24 protein-coding genes are annotated in these 24,820 nt (G+C 65.0%); 17 read left to right on the forward strand and 7 right to left on the reverse strand.

What is annotated here, in order from left to right:
* The first annotated feature begins 107 nt into the window (after positions 1–107).
* Positions 108–470, forward strand: coding sequence for a hypothetical protein (locus LRC39_RS12750; RefSeq protein ID WP_011158044.1), 363 nt, complete (start codon positions 108–110; stop codon positions 468–470).
* A 16-nt stretch (positions 471–486) separates the two neighbouring features.
* Here the strand turns inward: LRC39_RS12750 and LRC39_RS12755 are convergent, their stop codons facing one another.
* Positions 487–1,185 carry a GntR family transcriptional regulator gene (locus LRC39_RS12755; protein WP_346294562.1) on the reverse strand — a complete coding sequence of 233 codons (699 nt, stop codon included), beginning with the start codon at positions 1,183–1,185 and terminating at the stop codon, positions 487–489.
* 138 nt (positions 1,186–1,323) lie between these two features.
* Here LRC39_RS12755 and LRC39_RS12760 point away from each other — a divergent pair, with 138 nt between their 5' ends.
* The 4 genes from LRC39_RS12760 to LRC39_RS12775 all read left to right on the forward strand — a co-directional run bounded on the left by LRC39_RS12760 (position 1,324) and on the right by LRC39_RS12775 (position 5,545).
* The gene (locus tag LRC39_RS12760) at positions 1,324–2,283 is read left to right on the forward strand and encodes an ABC transporter ATP-binding protein (protein WP_346294563.1); all 960 of its coding nucleotides are present in this window, start codon (positions 1,324–1,326) and stop codon (positions 2,281–2,283) included.
* Positions 2,283–3,161: an ABC transporter permease gene (locus LRC39_RS12765; protein WP_346294564.1), complete on the forward strand. Its 879-nt coding sequence runs from the start codon at positions 2,283–2,285 to the stop codon at positions 3,159–3,161. Before LRC39_RS12760 ends, LRC39_RS12765 begins: the two co-directional genes overlap by 1 nt.
* A gap of 95 nt (positions 3,162–3,256) precedes the next feature.
* Positions 3,257–4,195: an ABC transporter substrate-binding protein gene (locus LRC39_RS12770; protein WP_346294565.1), complete on the forward strand. Its 939-nt coding sequence runs from the start codon at positions 3,257–3,259 to the stop codon at positions 4,193–4,195.
* 72 nt (positions 4,196–4,267) lie between these two features.
* Entirely contained in the window at positions 4,268–5,545 is a 1,278-nt protein-coding gene (locus LRC39_RS12775) for an amidase (protein WP_346294566.1), read from the forward strand.
* 41 nt (positions 5,546–5,586) lie between these two features.
* Here LRC39_RS12775 and LRC39_RS12780 read toward each other — a convergent pair whose 3' ends face one another.
* Positions 5,587–7,392 (reverse strand): PHA/PHB synthase family protein, encoded by a 1,806-nt coding sequence (locus LRC39_RS12780; RefSeq protein ID WP_346294567.1) that lies wholly within the window; start codon positions 7,390–7,392, stop codon positions 5,587–5,589.
* Between the two features lie 326 nt (positions 7,393–7,718).
* Between LRC39_RS12780 and LRC39_RS12785 the strand changes: the two genes are divergently transcribed.
* The 7 genes from LRC39_RS12785 (at position 7,719) to recJ (ending at position 15,169) form a co-directional block, all read left to right on the forward strand.
* Positions 7,719–8,030 carry a hypothetical protein gene (locus LRC39_RS12785; protein WP_164633862.1) on the forward strand — a complete coding sequence of 104 codons (312 nt, stop codon included), beginning with the start codon at positions 7,719–7,721 and terminating at the stop codon, positions 8,028–8,030.
* A 184-nt stretch (positions 8,031–8,214) separates the two neighbouring features.
* Complete coding sequence (locus LRC39_RS12790) at positions 8,215–9,435, forward strand: LL-diaminopimelate aminotransferase (RefSeq protein WP_264052218.1); 1,221 nt, start codon at positions 8,215–8,217, stop codon at positions 9,433–9,435.
* 77 nt (positions 9,436–9,512) lie between these two features.
* Positions 9,513–10,838 carry a homoserine dehydrogenase gene (locus tag LRC39_RS12795; protein ID WP_107355597.1) on the forward strand — a complete coding sequence of 442 codons (1,326 nt, stop codon included), beginning with the start codon at positions 9,513–9,515 and terminating at the stop codon, positions 10,836–10,838.
* Between the two features lie 62 nt (positions 10,839–10,900).
* Positions 10,901–11,905 (forward strand): class II fructose-bisphosphatase, encoded by a 1,005-nt coding sequence (glpX, locus tag LRC39_RS12800; RefSeq protein ID WP_107355598.1) that lies wholly within the window; start codon positions 10,901–10,903, stop codon positions 11,903–11,905.
* Between the two features lie 16 nt (positions 11,906–11,921).
* On the forward strand, positions 11,922–12,365 hold the full coding sequence (locus LRC39_RS12805; RefSeq protein WP_346294568.1) for a GNAT family N-acetyltransferase: 444 nt from the start codon (positions 11,922–11,924) through the stop codon (positions 12,363–12,365).
* Between the two features lie 121 nt (positions 12,366–12,486).
* Positions 12,487–13,215: a haloacid dehalogenase type II gene (locus LRC39_RS12810; protein ID WP_346294569.1), complete on the forward strand. Its 729-nt coding sequence runs from the start codon at positions 12,487–12,489 to the stop codon at positions 13,213–13,215.
* 112 nt (positions 13,216–13,327) lie between these two features.
* Positions 13,328–15,169, forward strand: coding sequence for a single-stranded-DNA-specific exonuclease RecJ (gene recJ, locus LRC39_RS12815; protein ID WP_107355601.1), 1,842 nt, complete (start codon positions 13,328–13,330; stop codon positions 15,167–15,169).
* A gap of 161 nt (positions 15,170–15,330) precedes the next feature.
* Here recJ and LRC39_RS12820 read toward each other — a convergent pair whose 3' ends face one another.
* From LRC39_RS12820 to LRC39_RS12830, 3 genes are all read right to left on the reverse strand, one after another.
* Positions 15,331–15,621 carry a hypothetical protein gene (locus LRC39_RS12820; RefSeq protein WP_011158059.1) on the reverse strand — a complete coding sequence of 97 codons (291 nt, stop codon included), beginning with the start codon at positions 15,619–15,621 and terminating at the stop codon, positions 15,331–15,333.
* 84 nt (positions 15,622–15,705) lie between these two features.
* Complete coding sequence (locus LRC39_RS12825) at positions 15,706–16,824, reverse strand: FUSC family protein (protein ID WP_346294570.1); 1,119 nt, start codon at positions 16,822–16,824, stop codon at positions 15,706–15,708.
* A gap of 17 nt (positions 16,825–16,841) precedes the next feature.
* Complete coding sequence (locus tag LRC39_RS12830) at positions 16,842–18,071, reverse strand: lytic murein transglycosylase (protein ID WP_346294571.1); 1,230 nt, start codon at positions 18,069–18,071, stop codon at positions 16,842–16,844.
* A 263-nt stretch (positions 18,072–18,334) separates the two neighbouring features.
* Between LRC39_RS12830 and LRC39_RS12835 the strand changes: the two genes are divergently transcribed.
* Positions 18,335–19,273 (forward strand): lipid kinase, encoded by a 939-nt coding sequence (locus tag LRC39_RS12835; protein WP_346297506.1) that lies wholly within the window; start codon positions 18,335–18,337, stop codon positions 19,271–19,273.
* Positions 19,274–19,340: 67 nt separating this feature from the next.
* Here LRC39_RS12835 and efp read toward each other — a convergent pair whose 3' ends face one another.
* Complete coding sequence (gene efp, locus LRC39_RS12840; RefSeq protein WP_346294572.1) at positions 19,341–19,907, reverse strand: elongation factor P; 567 nt, start codon at positions 19,905–19,907, stop codon at positions 19,341–19,343.
* A 137-nt stretch (positions 19,908–20,044) separates the two neighbouring features.
* Between efp and epmA the strand changes: the two genes are divergently transcribed.
* The 3 genes from epmA (at position 20,045) to LRC39_RS12855 (ending at position 22,610) form a co-directional block, all read left to right on the forward strand.
* Positions 20,045–21,100, forward strand: coding sequence for an EF-P lysine aminoacylase EpmA (gene epmA, locus LRC39_RS12845; protein ID WP_346294573.1), 1,056 nt, complete (start codon positions 20,045–20,047; stop codon positions 21,098–21,100).
* Positions 21,097–22,188, forward strand: a complete 1,092-nt coding sequence (locus LRC39_RS12850) for a lysine-2,3-aminomutase-like protein (RefSeq protein WP_346294574.1) — start codon at positions 21,097–21,099, stop codon at positions 22,186–22,188. The genes epmA and LRC39_RS12850 overlap by 4 nt, the downstream gene beginning before the upstream one ends.
* A 158-nt stretch (positions 22,189–22,346) precedes the next feature.
* The gene (locus tag LRC39_RS12855) at positions 22,347–22,610 is read left to right on the forward strand and encodes a hypothetical protein (RefSeq protein WP_107355607.1); all 264 of its coding nucleotides are present in this window, start codon (positions 22,347–22,349) and stop codon (positions 22,608–22,610) included.
* Between the two features lie 26 nt (positions 22,611–22,636).
* Here LRC39_RS12855 and LRC39_RS12860 read toward each other — a convergent pair whose 3' ends face one another.
* Positions 22,637–23,227 (reverse strand): HdeD family acid-resistance protein, encoded by a 591-nt coding sequence (locus LRC39_RS12860; protein ID WP_107355608.1) that lies wholly within the window; start codon positions 23,225–23,227, stop codon positions 22,637–22,639.
* A gap of 724 nt (positions 23,228–23,951) precedes the next feature.
* Between LRC39_RS12860 and LRC39_RS12865 the strand changes: the two genes are divergently transcribed.
* Positions 23,952–24,725, forward strand: coding sequence for an HNH endonuclease family protein (locus tag LRC39_RS12865; protein ID WP_346294575.1), 774 nt, complete (start codon positions 23,952–23,954; stop codon positions 24,723–24,725).
* The last annotated feature ends 95 nt before the right edge of the window (positions 24,726–24,820 follow it).

Genomic DNA, 24,820 nt, shown 5'->3' on the forward strand with positions numbered 1-24,820 from the left:
CTGCGCTCGCGTCCCGGAATGACTCCCAGAACCGTTCGGATCTGTTCTCAAGTTCCCGCCGTCATGCTTAAATCGCTCCGTTGCATTCAAACGGCTTCGGAGGCGGAATGACGGTGGCTCCTGTGCTGGTGATCCTCAGCGCGGCGACGGCGTTGGGGTTGTATCTCGGGCTGCTTTATCTGCGCGGCGACCGCAAGCAGGGGCTGGTCGCGCTGCACATGCTGCTCGGCTTTGGCGGGCTCGAGACTCTCGTTATGCTGCTGCACGGCACGCCGGATGGAGCTGCGACGACGGATAGCGTCTCTTTCGGCAAGATCGCGGCCGGTCTGTTCGCGGTCTCGGCCTTCTCCGGTTTCATCGCCGCGCTGGCGCGGCGCTCGCCGGTCGGCGCTAACGTCCTGCTCGGCACGCACGTCACCGTCGGTCTCGCCGGTTTCGCGCTGCTGCTGGCCTGGGTGTCGGGGACGTAGCGTCGGTCCCTCGGCCTCAGCGGGCCGCGGTGAGCAGTTCGCCGTCGTCTGCCGCAGCGGGCGCCAACTTCAATTGCGCCTCCTGTTCGATCAGCCGCAATGTCTGCGCCAGATGGCGCTCGGTCGTTGCCACCACACCGTCCCGGTCGCGGCTGCGATAGAGCGCCAGCAGTTCGGCGTGATCGCGGTTGTTCATATCGCGGATGTCCGGATCGGCGAACAGCGACAGGACGACATAAGGCGAGGCGGCATGGGCAAGGTTATAGACCACGCTGCCGAGGCGGCCGCCGGTGGTGTTGCCGGTCAGTGCGGCGTGAAATTCCTCGTTGAGATTGGCCCAGCCTTGCGCCGAGACCTTGCCGCACATCTTGCGATGGCAGGCATCGGCGCGGGCGAGATCGTCGTCAGTGACACGATCGAAGGTGCGGGCGGCCAACAGAGGCTCCAGCCGCATCCGCATCTGGTAGATCTCCTGCACGTCGTCCAGCGTCAGCCCGCGAACGACGGCGCCGCGCCGTGCGTCGAGTGAGATCAGCCCTTCTGACAGCAGGTCGCGAAATGCTTCGCGCACCGGCGTCGTACTGACGTCAAGCTGACGCGCGATCTCTTCCTGCCGCAGCCGCGTGCCGGCCGGATAGCGCCCCTGCAGAATCTTGGTCCGCAGATCGAGCAGGACATGCTGGCGGACCGTCGTGGGCTGTCCACGTCTCCGCATCTTTCACTCCCTTAAGTGCCGATCGCCGAGGCGATCACGAGGCTGCCGTCGGCAGCTTCGTCTCGCGCGCGGATTAGTCGCCGTTTCAATCTCGATATCACAGAACGCGTCCGGACCGGTGCCGCTTCGGTGTGCACAATGCACAATGCATTGGAGCGGCGGGATGGCGCGAAGCACGGCGGCGGCGAACGCCGCGAGGGCAGGCGACCTTCCGCAAATCGCCTGCGCTGCAGCGGGAATTGGCGTTCTTCGACCTTTGTTGAATGTGCTGGCATGGGCTTTGCAAAGCATTCGCAAAGGAGCAAATCCATGGCAGAGCCGCAGATCCAACTGAGCGTTCGAGACGTCCGCAAGGTGTTTCCCGGAAAAGGGGGGCCAGTGCCGGTTCTCGACGGACTGTCCTTCGACATCTACGAGCGCGATTTCGTCAGCATCATTGGGCCGAGCGGTTGCGGCAAGACGACGATCTTCAACGTGATCGCGGGACTACTGAATGCCGATAGCGGCAGCCTGATCTATCGCGGGGAGCAGGTCAGCAGTCTGCGGGGCCGCATTGGCTACATGATGCAAAAGGATCTGTTGTTTCCCTGGCGGACGGTGCTGGAGAACGTGCTGCTCGGCCTGCGCGTGCGCGGCGTCGCCGATGCCGAAGCGCTCGACACTGCGCGGGAATATCTGTCGACCTTCGGTCTCTCGGGATTCGAGAAAGCCTATCCCAAGACCTTGTCGGGCGGCATGCGCCAGCGTGTGGCGCTGATCCGGACGCTGATCATGGATCCCGACATCCTGCTGCTCGACGAGCCGTTCTCCGCGCTCGACTACCAGACGCGGCTGTATCTCGAAGGCGTGCTGATGGAAGCGGTCGAGACCTTCAACAAGACCGTCATTCTGATCACCCACGACGTTGACGAAGCGGTCGCCTTGTCCAAGCGCGTCGTCGCCCTGAGCGGGCGACCGACGCGGGTCAAGAATGTCCATCACATTGACATCGAGCGCACCGGTCCCGTGGAGGCGCGCAGCGATCACCGCTTCTCCGATTATTTCCACATGCTCTGCGGTGAGCTCGACATTCAGACCCGAAAAGTGAAGTCCAACTGATGACCAGCGCAACAGACGTCGCACCCCGCACCGGCGGCACTGCCATCCGGCCCAATCGCGAAACGATCAGCCTGACCCAGCGTCTGGTCGTCACGTTCGACACGCATCTCGGTCGCACCGCGCTGCAGGCGCTCGCGGTTGTCGCGTTCTTCCTGCTGTGGGAGCTTGGAGTCCGCATGGGTTGGATTTCGGAGTTCCTGGTCGGGAAGCCGTCGGGGATCTGGGTGCGGTTCGAGACCCAGCTGCTCGACGGATCGCTGTTCGTCGACAGCGGCTACACCCTCTACGAAGCTTTGATCGGCTTCGTGGTCGGCACGATCGTCGGTTCGGTTCTCGGTCTGGCGATGTGGTACTCGACTTTCATCGCCCGGATGGTCGAGCCCTTCATCGTGGCGCTCAACAGCGTTCCGAAGATTGCTCTCGCCCCGGTGATCCTGCTGTGGTTCGGCACTGGCCTGTTGTCGAAGGTGGTGCTGGTGGTGTCGATGACGGCGCTGGTGGCGCTGATCGCGGCGTATCAAGCCGCCAAAGACAGCGATAAGGATCTGCAGTCGCTGATGCTGTCGATGGGCGGCTCCAAACACCAGATCTTCTACAGTGTGGTCGTTCCGTCGTCGCTGCCGGCGATCATCGCGACCTTCCGGATCAACATCGGCTTTGCTCTGGTCGGTGCGGTGGTCGGAGAGTTCATCTCGTCCAAGCGTGGCCTTGGCCATCTCGTTTACAACGCATCGAGCCTCTACGACCTCAACTCGGTCTGGGTCGGCCTGTTCGTCCTGATGTTCATGGGCTTCGTGCTCTATCACGGGATCGATGCGCTTGAGCGCTACCTGCTGCCCTGGAAGCAGGACACCGGACACGTCCGGATTCAGGCCTAGACGCGGCCGCACCAACTCCCACCACCTCCTTCACCCAACCTCGGAGCCGAAACCTTATGCGTTCGATCGGAAGACTTGTCGGTGCAGCCACCGTCGTGGCGTCGTTAGTAGCTTCGACGGTGGTACCCACCGCCGCGATGGCCAAGCAGGTCAAAATCTCTCAGGCCTTCCAGTCCATGCTCTACCTGCCGTTCTACGTCGCGCTGGATAAGGGCTTCTTCAAGCAGCAGGGTCTCGACGTCGACAAGGAGACCGCAGGCTCGCCGACCACGGCGCTGTCCGCTGTCCTGTCGGGGAGTGCGTCGTTCTCGATCCACGGCCCGGAGTGGACCGCGATCGCCAACTCGAAGGGCGCAGATGTCGGCATCATCTGCAACGTGGTGAATGGCGCGGCGGTGTGGGTCGCTGCGGCGCCCGACTTCAAATACGACACGCTCCAGGATCTAAAAGGCCAGAAGGTCGTGGCCGGCCTGATGCCGACCACCAGCACCTCGCTGTTCATGAAGTTGCTCAAGGACAACGGCATGAAGCCAGACTCCGACGTCGATCTGCTGCAGGTGCAGATCGGCTCCGAGCCGGGGCCATTTCTCGGCGGTCAGGCCAAGGTGGCCGTGCTGTATGAGCCGGGCCTGGATCAGGTGGTGGCGAAGGGCATGAAGGTGGTGATCGGCTTCCCGAAAGCCTACGGTCCGTATGCGTTCTCGTCGATCACCGCTCGCAAGAACGTCGATCCGAAGGATGCGCAGGCGGTCGTCAACGCGATGGAGCTGGCGCTGCGCTTCATGAAGAACAATCCTGATGAGGCGGTCGCAATCGCCCAGAAGGAATTCCCGACGCTCGATCCGAAGATCGTCGAGGCGGCCGTCCGGCGGATGATCGCCGAAAACGTCTATCCGAGCAGCGTGCAGACCACGCAGCAGGCCTACGAGACCGCGATGCAGACCCAGATCGCGCTCGGCAATCTGAAGCAGGCGCCGAAGTACGAGGACTTCGTCATTCAGGACTACGTCAAGCCGGCGCTCGCGCTGAAGTAACCAAGGCCATTACGCCGGCGATCGGAGGCGATCGCCGGCGTCTTCTTTTGCGTTTCAAGGACGATCTCAACCATGTCGCATCCGCTGGGACTGCTCGCAGTCCATCGCGCGTTCCGTGAAGGAACGTTGAGCCCCGCCGACTACATTGCCAGTTGCACCCAGCGCGCCGACGAGGTCGAGCCTTGGCTGAAGGCGTTCTGTCATCGGCTGCCAGGAGAACAGCTCACGGGCGGTGAGGGACCGCTCGCCGGCATCCCGATTGGCATCAAGGACATTATCGCGACCGCCGGCATTCCGACCACCAACGGATCACGGGTCTATGCCGACCACATCCCGGATCACGACGCGCCGATCGTGGCGCGCATCAAGCGGCTTGGCGGCATCGTGTTCGGCAAAACGGTGAGCACCGAATTTGCCTGGCGCAGCCCGGGGCCAACGGTCAATCCCAACAATCCGCAGCACACGCCCGGCGGTTCGTCGAGCGGATCGGCGGCCGCGGTGGCGGCCGGCATCGTGCCGATGGCGCTCGGCACCCAGACAGTCGGTTCGGTGGTACGACCCGCTGCCTATTGCGGCATCGTGGGCTTCAAGCCGGGCTTCGGTGCGATCGTTCGCGACGGCGTTCACCCGTTGGCGCAATCGCTCGATCACGTCGGATTCTTGACCCGATCGGTCGAGGACGCAGCGTTCGCATTTGGCTTGCTGGCCGACGGGGCCGACGCGGGGACGGCAGCCGAAGCCGTCGAGGGAGACGTGCTTCCTATCGCCTCGTCACTGCGGCTGGGTGTGGTTCGCCCGCCGATCTGGGATCGGGTCAGCGCCGAGCAGAACCAGGCGTTCGAGGCGGCGCTGGAGACGCTGCGGCGCGTAGGGGCCAGCATCGTGCCCCTGGAGCTTCCTGAACGCTATTGGAAGGGATTCGAAGCCGCGGAGATCATTCTGGCGGCGGAGGCGGCTGCGATCTTCAACGGGCTGATCACGCAACATCCCGATCTGACCAGCCCGCAGCTCAAGGAGCTGGTGGCGACGGGCAACGCGATCAGCGCGCCGCGCTACATCGAAGCCCGGCAACTGCAGGCTTCTCTGCGCGATGAGCTTCCGCGGCATCTCAGCGGTCTCGACGGCATCCTGACGGTGCCGGCGCCCGGCGAAGCTCCGGAAGGGCTGGCCTATACCGGCGACGCCAGCTTCTGCGCGCTGTGGACGATGCTCGGCGTGCCGGCCCTGACGATGCCGATCGCCCGGTCTGGCCGCGGCCTGCCGCTTGGTCTTCAGGTGGTTGGAGGCTTTGGCGAGGACGCCAAGCTGCTGCGCACCGCTCGGGTGGTCGAGGCGAAGCTGGCGAACTGACTCGATCGACGCGCGGCTAAAGCTTTGCCGCCGCGCGTCGATCAGGACCTCACCTTGACGTAGCTGCCCGGCGCATCTTCCAGCGGCGGGTAGGCTTCGTTGCCGATGGCGCGGGCGGGGACCTGTTCGTCGTCGAACGCGCCGATCCAGGCGCGCCAGTCCGGCCACCACGACCCCTTGTGCTCCTCGGCGCCGTTCAGCCAGTTGGCGACCGAGCCGGCGAAGATGTCGGGGTTGGTCCAGAACTGGTACTTGTTCGCCGCCGGCGGATTGATCACGCCGGCGATGTGGCCCGAGCCTGACAGCACGAATTTCACCGGACCGCCGAAGAACTGCGAGCCGTACAGCACCGACTCCGCCGGGGCGATATGATCTTCGCGGGTGGCGAGGTTGTAGATCGGCACCTTGACCTTGGCGAGGTCGAGCGTGGTGTTGTCCAGCACCATGGTGCCGGCCGACAGCTTGTTGTCGAGATAGCAGTTGCGCAAGTAGTAGGAGTGGTTCGCCGCCGGCATCCTTGTGGCGTCGGAATTCCAGTGCAGCAGGTCGAACGCCTGCGGCGGCTGGCCCTTCAGGTAGTTGTTGACGACGTAGGACCAGATCAGATCATTCGGGCGCAGCATGTTGAAGGCCATCGCCATCTTGGCGCCTTCGAGCACCCCGGTGACCTTCATCTCGCGCTCGACCGCGGAAATCTGTTCCTCGTCGACGAACACCATCAGGTCGCCGGCATGGGTGAAGTCGACCTGCGTGGTCAGGAAGGTCGCCGAGGTGACCCGCACCCGGCGGCGTTCGGCAAGCCAGGCCAGCGTCGAAGCGAGCAGGGTGCCGCCGACGCAGTAGCCCAGCGTGTGCACCTTCATCTCGCCGGTGACCCTCTCGACTACGTCCATCGCGGTCAGCGGCCCGAGCTTCATGTAGTCGGCGAAATCCTTGTCGGCGAGGCTCTTGTCCGGGTTGACCCAGGAGATCACGAACACGGTGAGGCCCTGGTCGACGCACCATTTGATGAACGACTTCTCGGGCTTCAGGTCGAGAATGTAGTACTTGTTGATCCACGGCGGCACGATCAGCAGCGGCGTGCGCTGCACCGTCTCGGTGGCGGGCTCATACTGGATGAGCTGCATGATCTCGTTCTGGAAGATCACCTTGCCGGGGGTGACCGCCATGTTGACGCCGACCTCGAGCCCGGCCGGATCGGACTGCCGGATCTTGAGGTGACCGCGGCCGGACTGGATGTCGTCAGCCAGCATCTTCATGCCGCGAACCAGGTTGTCGCCGCTGGCCTCCAGCGTGTGGCGCGTCAGCTCGGGATTGGTCATCACGAAGTTGGAGGGCGCCAGCGCGGTGGTGAGCTGCTGGACGTAGAACGCCGCCTTGCGCTTGGTGTGCGGATCGATCTCGGCGTTCTTGACCAGTTCGTCGGCCCACTGCGTGGTGAGCAGATAGGCCTGCATCAGGAAGTCGTAGAACGCGTTGGCCTTCCATTCCGGTGAGGCGAACCGCTTGTCGCGCGGCGAGGGGGCGATCGCCGGTTCGGCCTGTTCGCCGGCGAGGCGCTTGGAGACCGCGCCCCAGAGTTCGAGATACGACTTGCCAAGCCGCTGCTGCAGCTCTTTGGAACGGTCCTGGTCGGACAGCCAGTAATTGGCGACGGTGGAGAAGCTCTTCACCATTTCGGTCAAACCGGCGGGCGGATGACCGTCCGGTGGCACGGCACCGTTTTGCGACTTCATCATCGTCGCAAGCGCCTGGCTACCAGTCTCCATCGCCTGCGCCAGATTGCGGGCGAATGCGTCAGGATCGAACTTCGGGGCTGCCTTGGGTTCTGCGAGCATGTCGGTCATGAATCAACACTACAATCCAGTGCAGAAAATCCGCTGAGATTTGTCGTCGCGCCCCGGGATGATGGCATAGTTCGGTAAACGTCGCTGATTTCGATGTGCTGCAGTGCGACAAATTGCGCTTGATTTAGCCACATTGGCATCCCACTGAGGCGGTCGGGTCGGTTAATGTCGCCGCTTGGCGCTGGCCGGTTCGAGGCGAAATGAGTTAAGGTTTAATCCTCGAGTGCGACGATTGTTGCGAGCGGCGACGATCGGGAAGGCGGGGCCGCGTGAAGGCAAGCAGGGTGATGCGAGTGGCAGGCACGGGTGGACGGACGGGACCCGGCATGCGGGCTGCTGTGGCAGCTGCGCTGGTCGTGGCCGGCTGCGCGCTCGGCGGCTGCTCGGTGTCGCTGTCGGACATGCCGCTGCTCGGCAGCAGCGATGCCCCCGCCAAGCCCAAGCAAGCCGACGCTTTTCCGGCCGTGAACGACCTGCCGGCCAACCGCGATGAAGCGGTGCTGGCGCCTGCCGAGCGCAACAAGATCGAGCAGGAATTGATTGCAGCCCGCGAACGCCAAGCGAACGCGAATGCCGCTGCAGGTGCCGCCGCGCCGGCCGCGGGTACCGCGGCCGCCAGAACGGCGGCGTCGAGATAGCCGGACCGACGCCGCCATCGACGACCCGCCGCCGGGGCAGGTGACGATCGCGAGCGGGCTGCATGTCAGCCTTGTCGCAAACAGCCGCAAATTCGATCGAATCAGGGCGTTGCTGCACGTTTATCGGATTCCCCTCCGATCAAGAACGCGGTAACGATCCCACCGTTACCCGGAGTCGAGGACCATGGAAGAATTCTACCGCATCCGCCGCTTGCCGCCCTACGTGTTCGAGCAGGTCAACCGGGCCAAGGCCGCCGCGCGCAACGCCGGAGCCGACATCATCGATCTCGGGATGGGCAATCCGGACCTGCCGGCTCCGCCGCACGTCCTGGAGAAGCTGAAGGACACCCTCGGCAAGCCGCGGACCGACCGCTATTCCGCCTCCCGCGGTATCACCGGTCTCCGCAGGGCCCAGGCCGCTTATTACGACCGCCGATTCGGCGTGAAGCTGAACCCCGACACCCAGGTGGTCGCGACCCTCGGCTCCAAGGAAGGCTTCGCCAACGTCGCCCAGGCGATCACCGCCCCCGGCGACGTCGTGCTGTGCCCGAACCCAAGCTACCCGATCCACGCCTTCGGCTTCCTGATGGCGGGCGGCGTGATCCGCTCGGTGCCGTCCGAGCCGACCCCGGATTTCTTCGCCGCGGCCGAGCGGGCGATCATCCATTCGATCCCCAAGCCGATCGCGCTGATCGCCTGCTATCCGTCGAACCCGACCGCCTATGTGGCCAGCCTCGACTTCTACAAGGACCTGGTGGCGTTCGCGAAGAAGCACGAGATCATGATCCTGTCGGATCTGGCCTACGCTGAAGTGTATTTCGACGACAACAATCCGCCGCCGTCGGTGCTGCAGGTGCCGGGCGCGATGGACGTCACCGTCGAGTTCACCTCGATGTCGAAGACGTTCTCGATGGCCGGCTGGCGCATGGGTTTTGCGGTCGGCAACGAGCGCATCATCGCCGCGCTGGCCCGCGTGAAGTCGTATCTCGATTACGGCGCCTTCACCCCGGTCCAGGTCGCCGCCACCGCCGCGCTGAACGGGCCCGACGACTGCATCAAGGAAATGCGCGAGACCTACAAAAAGCGCCGCGACATCCTGGTCGAGAGCTTCGGCCGCGCCGGCTGGGACATCCCGCCGCCGTCCGCTTCGATGTTCGCCTGGGCGCCGCTGCCGCCGGCCTTCCGCGAGATCGGCTCGATGCAGTTCGCCACCCTGATGGTGGAGAAGTGCGGTGTCGTGGTGTCGCCCGGCGTCGGCTTCGGCGAGCACGGCGAGGGCTTCGTCCGCATCGCGATGGTGGAAAACGAGCAGCGTATCCGCCAGGCGGCGCGCGGCGTCCGGCGCTTCCTTGAAAGCGGCGTCGAAACGTTGCACAACGTCGTGCCTCTCGCGGTTCAGCGATAGGCCGTCATTGGAGGCCGCCCGCCGGCCTCCGGGTCTTTCCCCAAGAAACGCCGGTTCCGGCAGCAGGTCAGCGCGTCATGGTCGCGCCACTCAGAGTGGGTATTGCGGGTCTCGGCACCGTGGGTGCCGAAGTCGTCCGCGTCATCGAACGGCAGGAGCGGACCTTGTCCGCTCGTTGCGGCCGCCCTGTGCGCGTGGTCGCGGTCACCGCGCGCTCCAAGGCAAAGAAGCGCGGGCTTGATCTGTCCGGCATCAAATGGGCCAAGAGCCCGCTGGCGATCGCCACCGATCCCGAGGTCGATTGCTTCGTCGAGCTGATCGGCGGCGCCGGCGATCCCGCCGGTCCGGCGATCGAGGCGGCGCTGGCTGCCGGTAAGGCAGTGGTCACCGCCAACAAGGCGCTGATCGCCAAGCACGGACTCAAGCTGGCGTCGCTCGCCGAGAAGCACAACGCGGCGCTGAACTACGAGGCCGCCGTCGGCGCCGCGATCCCGGTGATCAAGACGCTGCGCGAGGGCCTCGCCGGCACCGACATCGACCGGATCTACGGCATCCTCAACGGCACCTGTAACTACATCCTGACCCGGATGGAGCAGGAGGGGCTGTCGTTCGACGACTGCCTCGCCGATGCCCAGCGGCTCGGCTACGCCGAAGCCGATCCAACCTTCGATATCGACGGCCACGACACCGCGCAGAAGCTGGCGATCCTCGCCAGCCTCGCGTTCGGCACCAAGGTTTCGGAGAGCTCGGTTTACGTCGAAGGCATCCGCTCGATCACGCCGGAAGATCTCCGCGCGGCCGATGATCTCGGCTATCGCGTCAAGCTGCTCGGCGTGGCGGTCCGCACCGCCAAGGGCATCGAGCAGCGCGTGCATCCGACCATGGTGCCGAAGACCTCGTCGATCGCCCAGGTGATGGGCGTGACCAACGCCGTCTCGATCGACGGCGACGGCATTCCGCCGATCACCCTGGTCGGCGCCGGCGCCGGTGCCGCCGCGACCGCGTCCGCGGTGGTGGCGGATATCGCCGATGTCGCCCGTGGCATCCGCGCAGTGCCGTTCGGCCGGCCGGTATCCGGGCTGAAGGCCACCGCGAAGGCGCCGATGCAGCGCCACGAAGGCGGCTATTACTTGCGGCTGCTGGCGCGCGATCACGCCGGCACCGCCGCGACCATCGCCAAGCGGCTTGCCGAGCAGGACATCTCGATCGAGTCGATCGTGCAGCGGCATCCGCACCGCAGCGTCGATGCCAATGGCAAGGCCGCCAAATCGTCGGTCCCGGTGCCGGTGATCCTGATTACTTACGCCACCGCTGAAGACGCGGTGCGCCGCGCGCTGCAGGCCGTGCAGCGCGACAAGGTGATCAGCGGCCGGCCACAGGTGATCCGGATCGAGAAGAACTGAGTTCGACCATTTGTACAGCCCCCGCCACAAGCGCGGGGGCGCTGTTTTGAGGAGCTGGGCCGATGTCGACCACCATTTCCGTTCCGCCGCAATTGCTGCTGGAACGCATCCTGACCCTGGAAATCGTGCGTGTGACCGAGCGCGCCGCGGTGTCTGCGGCGCGGCTGCGCGGCCACGGCAACGAGAAGGGCGCGGACCAGGCCGCGGTCGATGCGATGCGCCGCGAGCTCAACAAGATGCCGATCGAAGGCACCATCGTGATCGGCGAGGGCGAGCGCGACGAAGCGCCGATGCTGTTCATCGGTGAGAAGGTCGGTGCCGGCATCAATGCCGGTCCGAAGGTCGATATCGCGGTCGACCCGCTCGAAGGCACCACGCTGTGCGCCAAGAATATGCCGGGCTCGATCGCCACCATGGCGATGGCCGAAGGCGGCACGCTGCTGCACGCGCCCGACGTCTACATGCAGAAGATCGCGATCGGTCCGGGCTACGACAAGAACCTGATCGACATCGATGCGCCGCCGGAAGACAACATCCTCCGCTTGGCGCAGGCCAAGGGTGTGCCGACTCACGGCATCACCGTGCTGGTGCTCGATCGTCCGCGCCACGCCGAGCTGATCGCCAAGATCCGCGCCACCGGCGCCGGCGTCCAGCTGATCACCGACGGCGACGTTGCCGGCGTGATCCACTGCGCCGACCCGGACAACACCGGCGTCGACATCTACATGGGCACCGGCGGCGCGCCGGAAGGCGTGCTGGCTGCGGCGGCGCTGCGCTGCATCGGCGGTCAGATGCAGTGCCGGCTGCTGCTCGACACTCACTCCAAGCGCAACCGCGCCGAGTCGATGGGCATCGAAGATCCGAACTTCGTGTACCAGATCGAGGACATGGTGAAGGGCGACTGCCTGTTCGCCGCCACCGGCGTCACCGATGGTTCGCTGCTCTCGGGCGTCAAGTTCCGCAAGGGCGTGATCCAGACCGAAACCGTGGTGATGCGGTCGGTCACCGGCACGGTGCGCTACATCAAGGCGGACCACCGCCAGCTCGAGAAGTTCCACCTCGATTAGGATAAGGAGACGTCGGATGGCCGTCGAGATTCGTCCCGTCGGCCCCGACGAGAGAGCCGCCTGGGAGCCGCTGTGGGCGGGTTACCTCGCGTTCTACAAGGCGACACTGGCGCCCGAGGTCTCCGACGTCACCTGGGCGCGGTTTCACGATCCCGCCGAGCCGATGCATCTGCTCGGCGCCTATGTCGACGGCACGCTCACCGGGATCGTGCAGTTCATCTATCACCGGTCGTGCTGGACGGTCGGTGATTACTGCTATCTGCAGGACCTGTTCGTTGACGACAGCGCCCGCGGGATCGGCCTCGGCCGCAAGCTGATCGAAGCCGTGTACGCGCGCGCCAAAGCTGACGGCTGCAGCCGCGTGCACTGGCTGACCCAAACCGGCAACGCCACCGCACGGCTGCTTTACGACCGCATTGCCGAGGATTCCGGCTTCATGCAGTATCGGAAGGTGCTGTAGTCACACCCGTCATCGTCATTTCGAGGAGCGGAGCGACGAAGCAGTACAGCTCCGTGCTCGCGCTGGATTGCTTCGCTACGCTCGCAATGACGATTTAGTTGCGGCAAGGGGAGAGAAACAAATGGCCGGAAGAGCCGAACCGACAAACGTGCAAGCCCTGATCTTCGACGTGTTCGGCACCGTGGTCGACTGGCGCACCAGCCTGATCGAGGACTTCACCGCGTGGTCGACGACACGTGGCATCGGCGGCGATTGGACCGGGCTGGTTGATGCGTGGCGGCAGGCCTACGTGCCGTCGATGGATGAAGTGCGGAAGAACCCGTCGCGCGGCTTCATCAAGCTCGATGATCTGCACCGCCGCTCGCTGGAGCAGCTAGCGCCGCAGTTCGGGCTCGACAATCTCAGCGACGACGATCTGACCTATATCACCACCGGCTGGCACCGATTGAAGCCGTGGGCGGATTCGGTGCCCGCGCTGACGCGACTGAAGTCGAAGTTCATCATCAGCCCGCTGTCGAACGGCAACGTCGGACTGCTGACTCGGATGGCGAAGAATGCCGGGCTGCCTTGGGATCTCATTCTCGGCGGCGACGTGTTCGGTCACTACAAGCCTGATCCCGAGACGTATCTAGGCGCCGCGCGTCTCCTCAATCTGCCGCCAGAGCAGGTGATGATGGTTGCCGCCCACAACAATGATCTCGCCGCCGCGCAAGCGTTGGGCCTGAAAACGGCTTTCATCCCGCGTCCGACCGAGTACGGCCCGCTGCAGACGATCGACTTCGATGCCACTGGCGACTGGACCATCGTGGCCGATGATCTGGCCGGTGTCGCCGATCGGCTCGGGTGCTGACCCGCGAGAAGGTCAATCCTCTCGCTTCGTTCGCACTGACAGCTAGCGGGCTTCTCCTGCCGCCGTCCTGGCGGTTTGCGCCGTCGGCGCTTCGTGCTTATCTGCGCGGACCATGACGCCTCCCATCTCCGTTTTGCCCGCCGAAACCGTGCCGGCGTTTCTCGGCGTGACCCGCTCTGCCACCGGCAAGGCGTGGCGCGACCGGCTCGACGCGCGCGCCACTGCGAAAGCGCAGGCGATGGTGCAGCGCTATCAATTGCCCGAGATGCTGGCGCGGGTGCTGGCCGGGCGGGGCGTGGAGATCGACCAGGTCGAGGACTTTCTCGATCCGACGATCCGCAAGCTGATGCCAGATCCGGCGTCGCTGACCCAGATGGAAGCCGGTGCCAAGCGGATTGCCGATGCCGCCTCGCGCGGCGAGAAGGTCGCGATCTTCGGCGATTACGATGTCGACGGCGCCACCTCGTCGGCCTTGCTCGCCTGGCATCTGCGCCATTGCGGCCTCGATCCATTGATCCACATTCCGGATCGCATTTTCGAAGGCTACGGCCCGAATATCGACGCGATCCGCATGCTCGCCGGCAAAGGCGCGACGCTGCTGATCACAGTCGATTGCGGCACCACCAGCCTGGAGCCGCTGGCGGAAGCACGGCGGCTGGGGATGAGCGTCGTGGTGATCGATCATCACCAATGCGGCGACGAGCTGCCCGAGGTCGAAGCGCTGATCAATCCGAACCGGCCCGACGATCTGTCGGGGCTCGGCCATCTTGCCGCGGTCGGCTTGGTGCTGATGACGCTGGTCGCAGTCAATCGCGAGCTGCGGCATCGCGGGTTCTGGACCACCGAGCGGCCGGAGCCGAACCTGCTCGACATGCTGCACCACGTCGCGCTTGGCACCGTGGCGGACGTCGCGCCACTGGTCGGGCTCAACCGTGCTTTCGTCGCCAAGGGCCTGATCGCGATGCGCCGCCGCGATCACGTCGGTCACACCGCGCTGATGGACGTGTCGCGGCTGAACGGTCCGCCGGAGGCGTGGCATCTCGGCTTCATGCTGGGGCCGCGGATCAATGCCGGCGGGCGTATCGGCCGCGCCGATCTCGGCGTCCGGCTGTTGCTTGAATCCGACGTCTCTGAAGCCGCCCGCATCGCCGCCGAACTCGATCGCCTCAACAGCGAACGGCGCGAGATCGAACAGAGGGCCGAAGCCCAGGCGGAAGCCGAGGCGATGGCGTCGCTCGGGCTGGAGGACAAGGGCGCGGTGATCGTCACTGCGTCCGAAGGCTGGCACCCGGGCGTGGTCGGCCTGGTCGCGTCGCGGCTGAAAGAGAAGTTCGGACGGCCGTCGTTTGCGATCGCGCTCGAGCCGGGCGGCATCGGCACCGGCTCGGGCCGTTCGATCTCCGGCGTCGATCTCGGCAAGGCAGTGCGCCAGGCGGTGCACGACGGGCTGCTGCTCAAGGGCGGCGGCCACGCCATGGCGGCCGGCGTGACGCTGCGCAAAGAGCGGCTCGCCGAATTCCGGGCCTGGCTGGAGACGACGCTGGCGGACGACGTCGCCAAGTCGCGCCACGTCAACGAACTGTACGTCGACGGCGCGGTGTCGGCGCGCGGCGTCACGACAGAGCTGGCAGCGACGCTGAACCGGGCAGGGCCGTTCGGCGCCGGCAATCCGGAGCCGATCGTGGCGCTGCCGGCGCATCAGCTCGTCTATGCCGACGAGGTCGGCCAGGCGCATCTGCGGCTGCGCTTCAAGGCGGGCGACGGCGCGTTCGTCAACGGCATCGCATTCCGCAGCGTCGGCCAGAAGCTCGGCAACGCGCTGACCGAAAACCGTGGTCAGACGCTCCACGTCGCCGGCTGCCTAAGTGTCGACCGCTGGCAAGGCGCCGAACGCGTGCAACTCCGCGTCATCGACGTCGCGGTCCCGGATGCCGGGCCGACGATGATCAGGTGAGCAGCGCGAGCCGCGCTCGCGAGCCCAGAATGAAGACGCGAACTCCTGAAACTGTCGTCATCGCCGGACTTGATCCGGCGACCCATCTTTCAAGAGTGATGGATGGCCGGGTCGAGCCCGGCCATGACGTGAGTTGCGATCAATGAACGGGATGCCGGAAGCTAAGTACAAATCTCGCCCTGGATGATCATTTCCCGGAACAGCTCGACCGCTTTGGGATTCAGCGCGCCTTCTTCGGGTAGCACCAGCGGCAGGTCCGGCGGCGCCAGGATGGCGAACTGGCGGCCCCATTCGTAAACCCAGGCGAGGCCGTCCTGGAACATCACCTCGTCGTCATAGCGCGGGGTGCGGCCCGAGCGGGCTTCGGCGAAGCCGCGGCGGAAGGTGGTGTTCCAGACGATTTCGTCCAGTGGAGCTTGGAAGGTCTCGGCCTGAGGGCGCACGTCGGTCATGGCTCAAATCCGGCGATACATCCTGAAGAAACGGAGGAAGGGTATTATTCCACGGCTCGGCCGGGGCAAAACCCTGACTTTCGGTCAATCGCCCCGGTCGTGTTTGGCGGGGATCAGATAGGCCGGGATCAGCCGGCGGATCAAGCGGGCCGTCATATGGCGGAAGCCCGGATGGTGCAGGCAGACGCCGCCGAGCAGGCCGACCACGCAGCCGACCACGGTATCGATAAACCGCGCCTCGATGATCTGGTGCGCCGGCTCCTGGCCCAGTGTCGCGGCGTCGGCGAGGAAGATGGTGAGCGGGGTGATGAAGATCACCGCGAAACCGTAGTGCCGGATCACCGCCGTCTCGATCACGAAGCTCAGCGCGATCACCGCAAACGCGATGCTCCATTTCTCCAGCGGCAGTGCCAGTAGCACCGCGGCGAGGCCGAGGCCGATCGCGGTGCCGAGCAGGCGGTGCAGATGCCGATTCCAGATCGCACGCACCGACAGGCCCTGGATCACGGCGAGGCAGCTCACCGGCACCCAATACGGCCGCTCGAGCTGCAGCGCCTGAGCCAGCGCCAGCGCCAAACCGACGAAGATGCCGATCACCACGGAGTCGAGCACGACGTGCTCGAAATCGTCGATCGCCAGCAGCGGCACCGGCAGCGGATCGCGGATCCGCAGCACGACGATCGAGTAGATCATCGCGATCAGGGTCGCGAGCAGGCTGCCGAGCACGAACAGCCCCGCCTTCAGCGGCAGCTGCATCAGGTCGCTGGGCGTATAGGCGGCGATCGCCGCGGCCATCACGAAGAACATGCTGCCCGGTGGTCCCACCCGATAGAACCGGCACAGCATGGTGACCACGATCGCCGTGAAGGTGATCGCCGGCACCAGCAACCACGGCAGCAGATGCACCACCAGCCCGAGCGTGTAGCAGGCGGCATAGCCGAATCCGGCCGCCATCATCGACACCATGCGGTGGTGCAGCGGCGTGCGCGGCAGATACAGAAACGCCATCCCGCCGAGCGACGAGATCAGGCCGTAGTCGAGATGATCGAAGTAGGCGCCGATCAACATCGGCACGCCGGCAGCGAGTGCCGCCGAGAACGGCATCTGCCACGGCCGGTCGCTGGGATTGAAGGTGACGAGCTCGCGCCACTCCTCGTGCGCCAGCGCCTTGATCCGGTGCCACGTCCAGTGATGTTGAATCATCGAAAAGCCTGCGGCCTCTATCCACCCTGCCGCAGTCGTGCCAGCACCTTGAGCCCGCCATAGCCGTCGGCGGGCGATAGGCCGGTCTTGAGCTGAAAGTCGCGGATTGCCTTCATGGTGTCGTTGCCGACCCGGCCGTCGGTGCCGCCGGTGTCGAAGCCGGCGCGGGTCAGCCGGGTCTGCATCTCCTTCACCTCGGCGAGCGTCAGCGCGCGCTCCGATCCGGGGAAGGGATGGATGAACGGGCTGCCGCCGAGAATGCGATCGCCGAGGTGGCAGATCGCCAGCGCGTAGTTCATCGACGGGTTGTAGCTCTTCACCGCGTAGAAGTTCGGCCCGATCAGGAATTTCGGGCCGCCGTCGACCGGCACCCACATCGTCGCGCTGGCCGAGGGATTGGGAAATGGCTGGCCATTGGCGCGGGAGACGCCGGAGCGCGACCACTCCGAATAAGTGCGGCGACCGCTGACCGCACCGCCGGGGCCCTCGACCTCGTAGCCCCAATGCTCGCCGCGGCGATAGTTGCCGCGCCGGACCAGATACTTCGCGGTCGAGCCGAGCGCGTCGTCGGGCCGGCCGAACGGCGACACCCGTCCGTCGCCGTCATAGTCGATGCCGACGTTCAGCCACACCTCGGGCATCCATTGGCTGTGGCCCATCGCGCCGGCCCAGGAGCCGCGCATTTCTTCCGGAGTCGACCAGCCCTTGTCGACGATCCGCAGCGCGTTGATCAGCTCGGTTTCCCAATACGATCGCCGCCGCGGCTCGCGCCACGCCAGCGCAGCGAGCGACGGAAACACCGGCCGCATATGGTTCTGCTGCACCAAGGGATCGCCATAGGCGCTCTCGACGCCCCACAGCGCCAGCAGCGTGCCACGCTCGACGCCGAAATCTCGTTCGATCCGCGCGAACAACGCTTCGTTCTTGCGCAGCGCCTCGCGGCCGGCGGTGATCCGCCAATCCGACACCCGCCGGTTGATGTACTGCCAGAGCTGCTCGTTGAATTCGGGTTGCTTCTGGAAGTTCTTGAACACGCTCATGTCGGGTTCGAGCGACCCCATCACCCGATCCCAGGTGCGCGGCGAGATGCCCTTGGCGAGCGCCTTGGCCCGGAACGCGTCGCGCCACTCATCGAATCCGGCCGGCGCCGCGGCCGCAGCTGCGGCGGGCAGCATCACGGCGGCGCCGACGGCCGCCTGGAGCAGGTGGCGACGGGTGAGGGAGGTGGGGGAATCGTGATCGACCATGGCCCGCAGTGTAGCGGCATTGAGGTCGTCCCCAAAGCCGCTGCGCCTCGATAGCAGCTGCGCGAGCCGGCCGCCGATTGTTCCAACAGGCGGCAGCGACACGATGTCTCCGCCTGTGCCCTTGTACCGCCGCTCTCCGCGCCCAACTGGTGACACCGACCTGCCTTCCGCAGCCTCGGGCATTCGAGGCGCGATACAGCCGACAGCCAATGGGGAGTTGAGTGGACCGCGAATCCGAGATCGGGCCGGACCTCGAAGAGGCTGTGTCCAGCGATGGCTCCGACCTTGGCAGCGCCGCTCCCCAGGCGGCGCCGACGCGCCGGCTGCTGATGGTGATCAACCGCGGCAGCCGCTCCGGCAGCCAGGCCGTCGGTCTGGCGGGCTCCAAACTCAGCGCCGCGGGTTTCGACCTGATGGTTTCGGCGCCTTCCAGTCGCCACGAGGTCGCGCCGTGGATCGAAACCCATGCCGAAGGGGCCGCAGGCGTGGTGATCGCCGGCGGTGACGGCACATTGAACGCGGCAGCGCCTGCGTTGGTGACTACCGGACTACCGCTGGGCATCATCCCGGCCGGGACCGCCAACGATCTGGCGCGGACGCTCGGCCTGCCGCTCGATATGGAAGCTGCCGCAGACGTGATCGCGGCGGGGCATCTCAAGACCATCGACCTCGGAGACGTCAACGGCCACAACTTCTTCAACGTCGCAAGCGTCGGCCTAAGCGCAGATTTGGCGCGCGAACTGAGCGGCGAAAGCAAGCGCAGGTTCGGTCGCCTCAGCTACGCGCTCACCGCCGCTAAGGTGCTCAGCAAGGCGCGGCCGTTCCACGCCGTGATCGTGTCGGGCGATGAGCAGGTGCGGGTGAAGACCATGCAGGTCGCGGTCGGCAACGGTCGTTACTACGGCGGCGGCATGGCGGTGGAGCACACCGCCGAAATCGACGACGGCCAGTTCGATCTGTATTCGCTGGAATTTGCGCAGGTGTGGAAGCTGCTGGCGGTGGCCTACGACTTCCGCAAAGGCCGCCACGCATTGTGGCGCGAGGTGCGTGCCGCGCGGGGCACGTCGTTTGAAATTCGTACCCGTAAGCCGCGTCCAGTGAATGCCGATGGCGAGCTGGTGACGTTTACGCCGGCCCGGTTCGAGCTATTGCGCAACGCGGTCAGCGTGTTTGCGCCGAAACACCCGCCGCCGCGCCCTTGAAGAACGCCAACGAAAAAGCCCGCCGGGATGCGGCGGGCTTTGCGGCAGTCAGCAGGGCTGATTGCAATTAGTCCTTGGCGCGTTCGACGTAGGAGCCGTCTTCGGTCAGCACGACGATGCGGGTGCCGGTGCCGATATGCGGAGGGACCGCGGTGCGGACGCCGTTGGACAGCACCGCCGGCTTATAGGACGACGATGCGGTCTGACCCTTGGTGACCGGCTCGGTCTCCACGACTTCAAGCGTGGCGCGCTGGGGCAGGGTGATCGCAACCGCGGTGGTGTCGTGCATCGACAGCTTCACCACCATGCCTTCCTGCAGGTAAGGCGCAGCCGAGCCGACGACGTCCTTGGCGACCTGGACCTGGTCGTAGGATTCCGGCTCCATGAAGTGGAAGCCTTCGCCATCCTCGTACAGGAAGGTGTAATTGCGCTCTTCGATGGTGACCTTCTCGACCTGGTCGGTGGTCTTGTAGCGCTCCGAGATCTTCACGCCGTCGCTGATTCGGCGCATTTCGATCTGGCTGACGGGCGTGCCCTTGCCGGGATGGATGTTTTCGGCAGACAGGACGACGTAAAGCTTCCCATCTTGCTCGAGGACGTTGCCCTTGCGAATAGAACTGGCGATGACTCTCAAAGGAATGTTTCCTGTCGTTCAGGTCCGGGCCCGATCCGGGCGTTGGTATCCCGAGGCCGAAACGGTTTCGGGGCGCAACATACTGATTTGTGGCGCTGATGCCAGTGTTTTGCGCGGCCGGATGGGGGCGACTTGAGATGGAGGCGACAGGCCAACCGTCGCCCTGGTGGAACAGGGATAGGTATCTGGACCGTCAGCCGTTTTTGCGCGCGCGGGGAGCCGTGACCCGGGCCGTGCGGGGCTGGTTCGAGGCGGCGGGCTTTACCGAGGTCGAGACCGCGATCCTGCAGATTTCGCCCGGCAACGAGACCCATCTGCACGCGCCGCGCACTGAACTCTTGGGACCGGACGGCGAGCGGCGCTCCCGCTACCTGCGAACCTCGCCGGAGTTCGCCTGCAAGAAGCTGCTGGCGGCCGGCGAGACGCGAATCTTCGAACTCGCCCGGGTGTTTCGCGACCGTGAGCGCGGCCGCGTGCATCTGCCGGAGTTCACCATGCTGGAGTGGTACCGCGCCGAGGCGCCTTACCAGCAGGTGATCGACGACTGCGTTGCGCTGGTCCGCGTCGCGGCCACGGCCACCGGCATCGAGACGTTTTCGTTTAGGGGGCGGCGTGCCGATCCGCGCGCCGAGGCGGAGCGGCTGACAGTGGCCGATGCGTTCGCCCGTTTTGCCGGCATCGATCTGCTTGCCACGATCGCCGACGGTGAGGGAGATCGCACGGCGCTGGCAAACGCGGCCGCCGCACGCGTGCGGATCGCCGATGACGACACTTGGTCCGACATCTTCAGCAAGGTGCTGGTCGAGCATGTCGAGCCGCGGCTCGGCGATGGTCGGCTGACGGTGCTGAGCGAATACCCGGCGCCTGAAGCGGCGTTGGCGCGGACCAAGCCGGACGATCCGCGGGTCGCCGAACGGTTCGAGCTGTATGCCTGCGGCGTCGAACTCGCCAACGGCTTCGGCGAACTCACCAATGCGGCCGAGCAGCGCGCGCGCTTCATCGCCGCGATGGACGAGAAGGAGCGGCGCTACGGCGAGCGCTATCCGCTCGACGAAGCCTTTCTTGCGGCGGTCGGCGAAATGCCGGAGGCCAGCGGTGTCGCGCTCGGCTTCGACCGCCTGGTGATGCTGGCGGCCGGCGCAACCACGATCGATCAGGTGGTGTGGACGCCGCCGGCAGGCGAGGGCGTATGACCAAAGTCACCCGATTGAACACGCCGGCAGCGGCGACGCTGCGTCAACCCGACGAACTGATTGCCGAGGGCCTCGCCGCTGCGGACGATCGCGCGATGCTGAGCGAGGTCGCGTCGCGCTATGCGATCGCGGTGACGCCGGCGGTTGCGGCGCTGATCGATCGCGACGATGCCGACGATCCGATCGCGCGGCAGTACATCCCGCGCGCCGAGGAATTGTCCTCGCTCGCCTTTGAACGCGACGATCCGATCGGCGACGCGGCGCATGCGCCGGTCGAAGGCATCGTGCATCGGCATCGCGACCGCGTGCTGTTCAAGCCGGTGCATGTCTGCGCGGTGTATTGCCGGTTCTGTTTTCGCCGCGAGATGGTCGGCCCCGGCAAGGACAACGCGCTGTCGCGCGAGGCGACCGCTGCGGCGCTCGACTACATCCGCGCGCACAAGGAAATCTGGGAAGTGATCTTCACTGGCGGCGACCCGCTGATGCTGTCGCCGCGGCGGCTCGGCGAGATCATGGCCGAACTCGCCGCGATCGAGCACGTCAAGATCATCCGCTTTCACACCCGTCTTCCCGTCGCAGACCCGGCTCGGATCACGCCGGATCTGGTGCGGGCGCTGCGCGTGCCTGGCAAGACCACATGGCTCGCGCTGCATGCCAACCACCCGCGAGAGTTGACAGAGGCGGCGCGCGCGGCGTGCGCGCGGATCGTCGACGCTGGAATTCCGATGGTCAGCCAGTCGGTGCTGCTGCGGGGCGTGAACGACGACGCCGCGACACTCGAAGCCTTGATGCGCACTTTCGTCGAGTGCCGGATCAAGCCGTACTACCTACACCACGGCGATCTGGCGCCGGGGACCGCGCATCTGCGCACCACGCTCGCCGAGGGCCAGGCCCTGATGCGCGCGCTGCGCGGCAATGTATCTGGACTTTGCCAGCCGGAGTACGTGCTCGACATTCCCGGCGGCTACGGCAAGGCGCCGGTTGGCCCCAATTATTTGTCGGACGCCGATGGAACCGAGCCGGATTCGCGCTATCGTGTCGCCGACTATTGCGGCGAGGTGCATCTGTATCCGCCGCGGTCGGAATGAGCGGCGGTACTCTGTCGCTGGTGCAGTCCGGCAACTGGGCCGGGAATGATGCGTTGGTGCTGGGGTTGGGCGGACCATTGGCCGATGCAGACTGCCGTGATGTTGGCGCGATCGGCGCCCAGCCTCGCGGCGGGAGCGTGAATGGAAGGAGAGCTCCGATGAAATCTGTGATGATCGCCGCCGCGATCCTGACCCTGAGCGGCAGCGCGGTGTTGGCGCAATCCGGCAGCGGCACAGGCGGTTCGGCCGGCTCGACGATGTCGCCGGACGTGTCCGGGGGCGGGGCGGGGCTCCGGCAAGCGCCGATCGGGCATCTGCAGCCGCGCCGCAACGACACGCCGCCGGAGCGGACGATCGATCAGATCGATCCAGCCGATGCGGCGCTCGACCGCAAGATCAAGAGCATCTGCCGCGGCTGCTGACGCGAACCGCGGCAGACGTCGCGCAACTAGGTGCTCTTACGGGCGGCGAGCGCCATCGCGATCAGCGAGGTGCCGCCGAACACCAGATTGATTCCGATCAGCAGGCCGATCGCCCAGACGGTGCCCGGCCAGCCCGAGATGATGATGAACGCCACCAGGATGTCGGCGATACCGGCGGCGAGCATCCAGCCCCAGCGCTCCGACATCCGTCCGCGATGCTGGAAGGCGTACATGATGGTCGCGACACCTTCGGCAAGGAAATAGACGCCGACGATGAAGGTGAGGGTCAGCGTGCCTTGCAGCGGCATGGCGATCAGCACCAGACCGGCGACCAGCGCCAATGCGGCCGACAGCAGCGACCACCAGAAGCCGGGGCCCTTGCGCGCCCAGATCGAAAACCCGACGCCGGCCACACCGGCGATGAAGAACAGCCAGCCCAGCATGATGGTGAAGGTGATGCTGGCGAGCAGCGGCAGCAGGATCGCCGCAAAGCCGATGATCAGCAGCAGAATGCCTTCGAACAGATAGGCTTTCCAGTGATCGCGGATGGCCGCCTCGACGCGCGCCTGCAGGCGCTCGACGTCTTCGGGGCGAAGGCTGTCATCTGGCAGAGACATGGGACTTCTCCTTTAATGGTTCCCATTCAGGAACCTACCCGCGCAACGCACCTCGGCGTTAATAGTTCAACGGTATTCGGCGTGCTGGTCCGAGGTGTGCCGGCGAATCGAAACGGCGTCGGGAATCAGTTAATTGTAGCGTTCGATTGCGACGACTTTGGCGGGAGACGACCGATGGTCCCAGCCGTTTTGCATCTAGTCGCGTTGGCGCTTGCGATCACGCTGTTCGTGTTCGCCTGACTTCAAGCGCACAGGACTTCAGGCTGCGAGTGCCCACCACCCACCGATCATGAGGATCGGGCGGGGAAGCTCAATTGCGCGTGCCTCTTGTTCGCGTCCAATTCACCCGTCAGCAAACACTTGCGCAACCATGTCCTGCGCGGTCGGCGACCGAATCTGCACATTGGATTCGCTGGGCATCCGAAAAGGGAGTATAAAGAAAGATATTCAATTTAAAATTGTGGTCGCGGCGTTCGCGCCACAAGCAATCAGTCTCCGTTAGGAGGCGGCATGTGCAAAGACAAACGGCCCCACTGCAGCAGATGCGGTGCTCGCACGGGGCTCGCCCGGGTGTCCCCGGTGCGATCGATCGAACTGCGAATCTACGAATGCGCCAGCTGCGGCCAGACTGATTACTATGAGGTCAGCCCCGACCCACACGCATCATGGGGATTGCTGGCCGGTGACCGACTGGCGGGGATCCTTGCAGCGCTGAAGAGGAATGATGGCGCTCCCTAGCGGAGTGCTCGGAGAAAATACGGCAATCAAAAAACAGTTCGGGGAGGAAGCCGCAAAGGTGGTCCGTTCCCTTGGACGCATCGACCACAAGGACTGGATGCCGCCGGTCTTGCTGCGCTTCTGGAAACTGGAAAAGAACGATCAAGCGGGAATCGCAAAATTCTTCATCGATTTTGAACGTGTTGCATACTTCCTGTTCGTGACGCGGGCCGACATCATTCGTCGAATCGCACGTTATGCTGGGGTGATGGACGAATTCGATCCACGTTCGGGAAAGGAAAAACCGAAGGCGGGAATGGCTTTGAGTGCTGCTGAACAGCAGGAGTTTCTGGATGCACTTGGAGGTCCTCTTTATCAAAAGGCACGAGTCTGCAAGCCGCTCCTACAGCGGCTCGATGAAGCTCAGTCGAGCCTGGGAGCAAGCTATGACGAGCTAGTTTCCATCGAGCATGTTCTTCCCCAGACGATCGCCGAAGGAAGTGAGGGGGCGAATCTTTTTCCGGAAGAGACGCAACGCGTCGAGTGGACGCACCGGTTGGCAAATCTTGTTTCCCTGAGGCGTCGAATAACCACTCGCGCATCGAATTGGGATTTCGAACGAAAGAAGAAGGAGTGTTTCGTCTCGAAGGACGGCGTTTCACCTTTTCCATTGACCCAAGGAGTCTTGCAGGTTGTCCGTTGGACGGCTGAGCATCTGGCTCAGCGTCAGACTACGCTAATCAAAAAGCTGGCTGAGGTGTGGCGATTGCAGCAGGCGTAGGGAAATGCATTGCGCAATTCGCGGCCAGGGCGATCTGAGGTCCCGGCGCCTTTCGATTTCTCGTTATTACTACGACAGGATAGCTGCCTGCTGAT

Source organism: Rhodopseudomonas sp. P1 (assembly GCF_039642825.1).
GTDB lineage: Bacteria > Pseudomonadota > Alphaproteobacteria > Rhizobiales > Xanthobacteraceae > Rhodopseudomonas > Rhodopseudomonas palustris_H.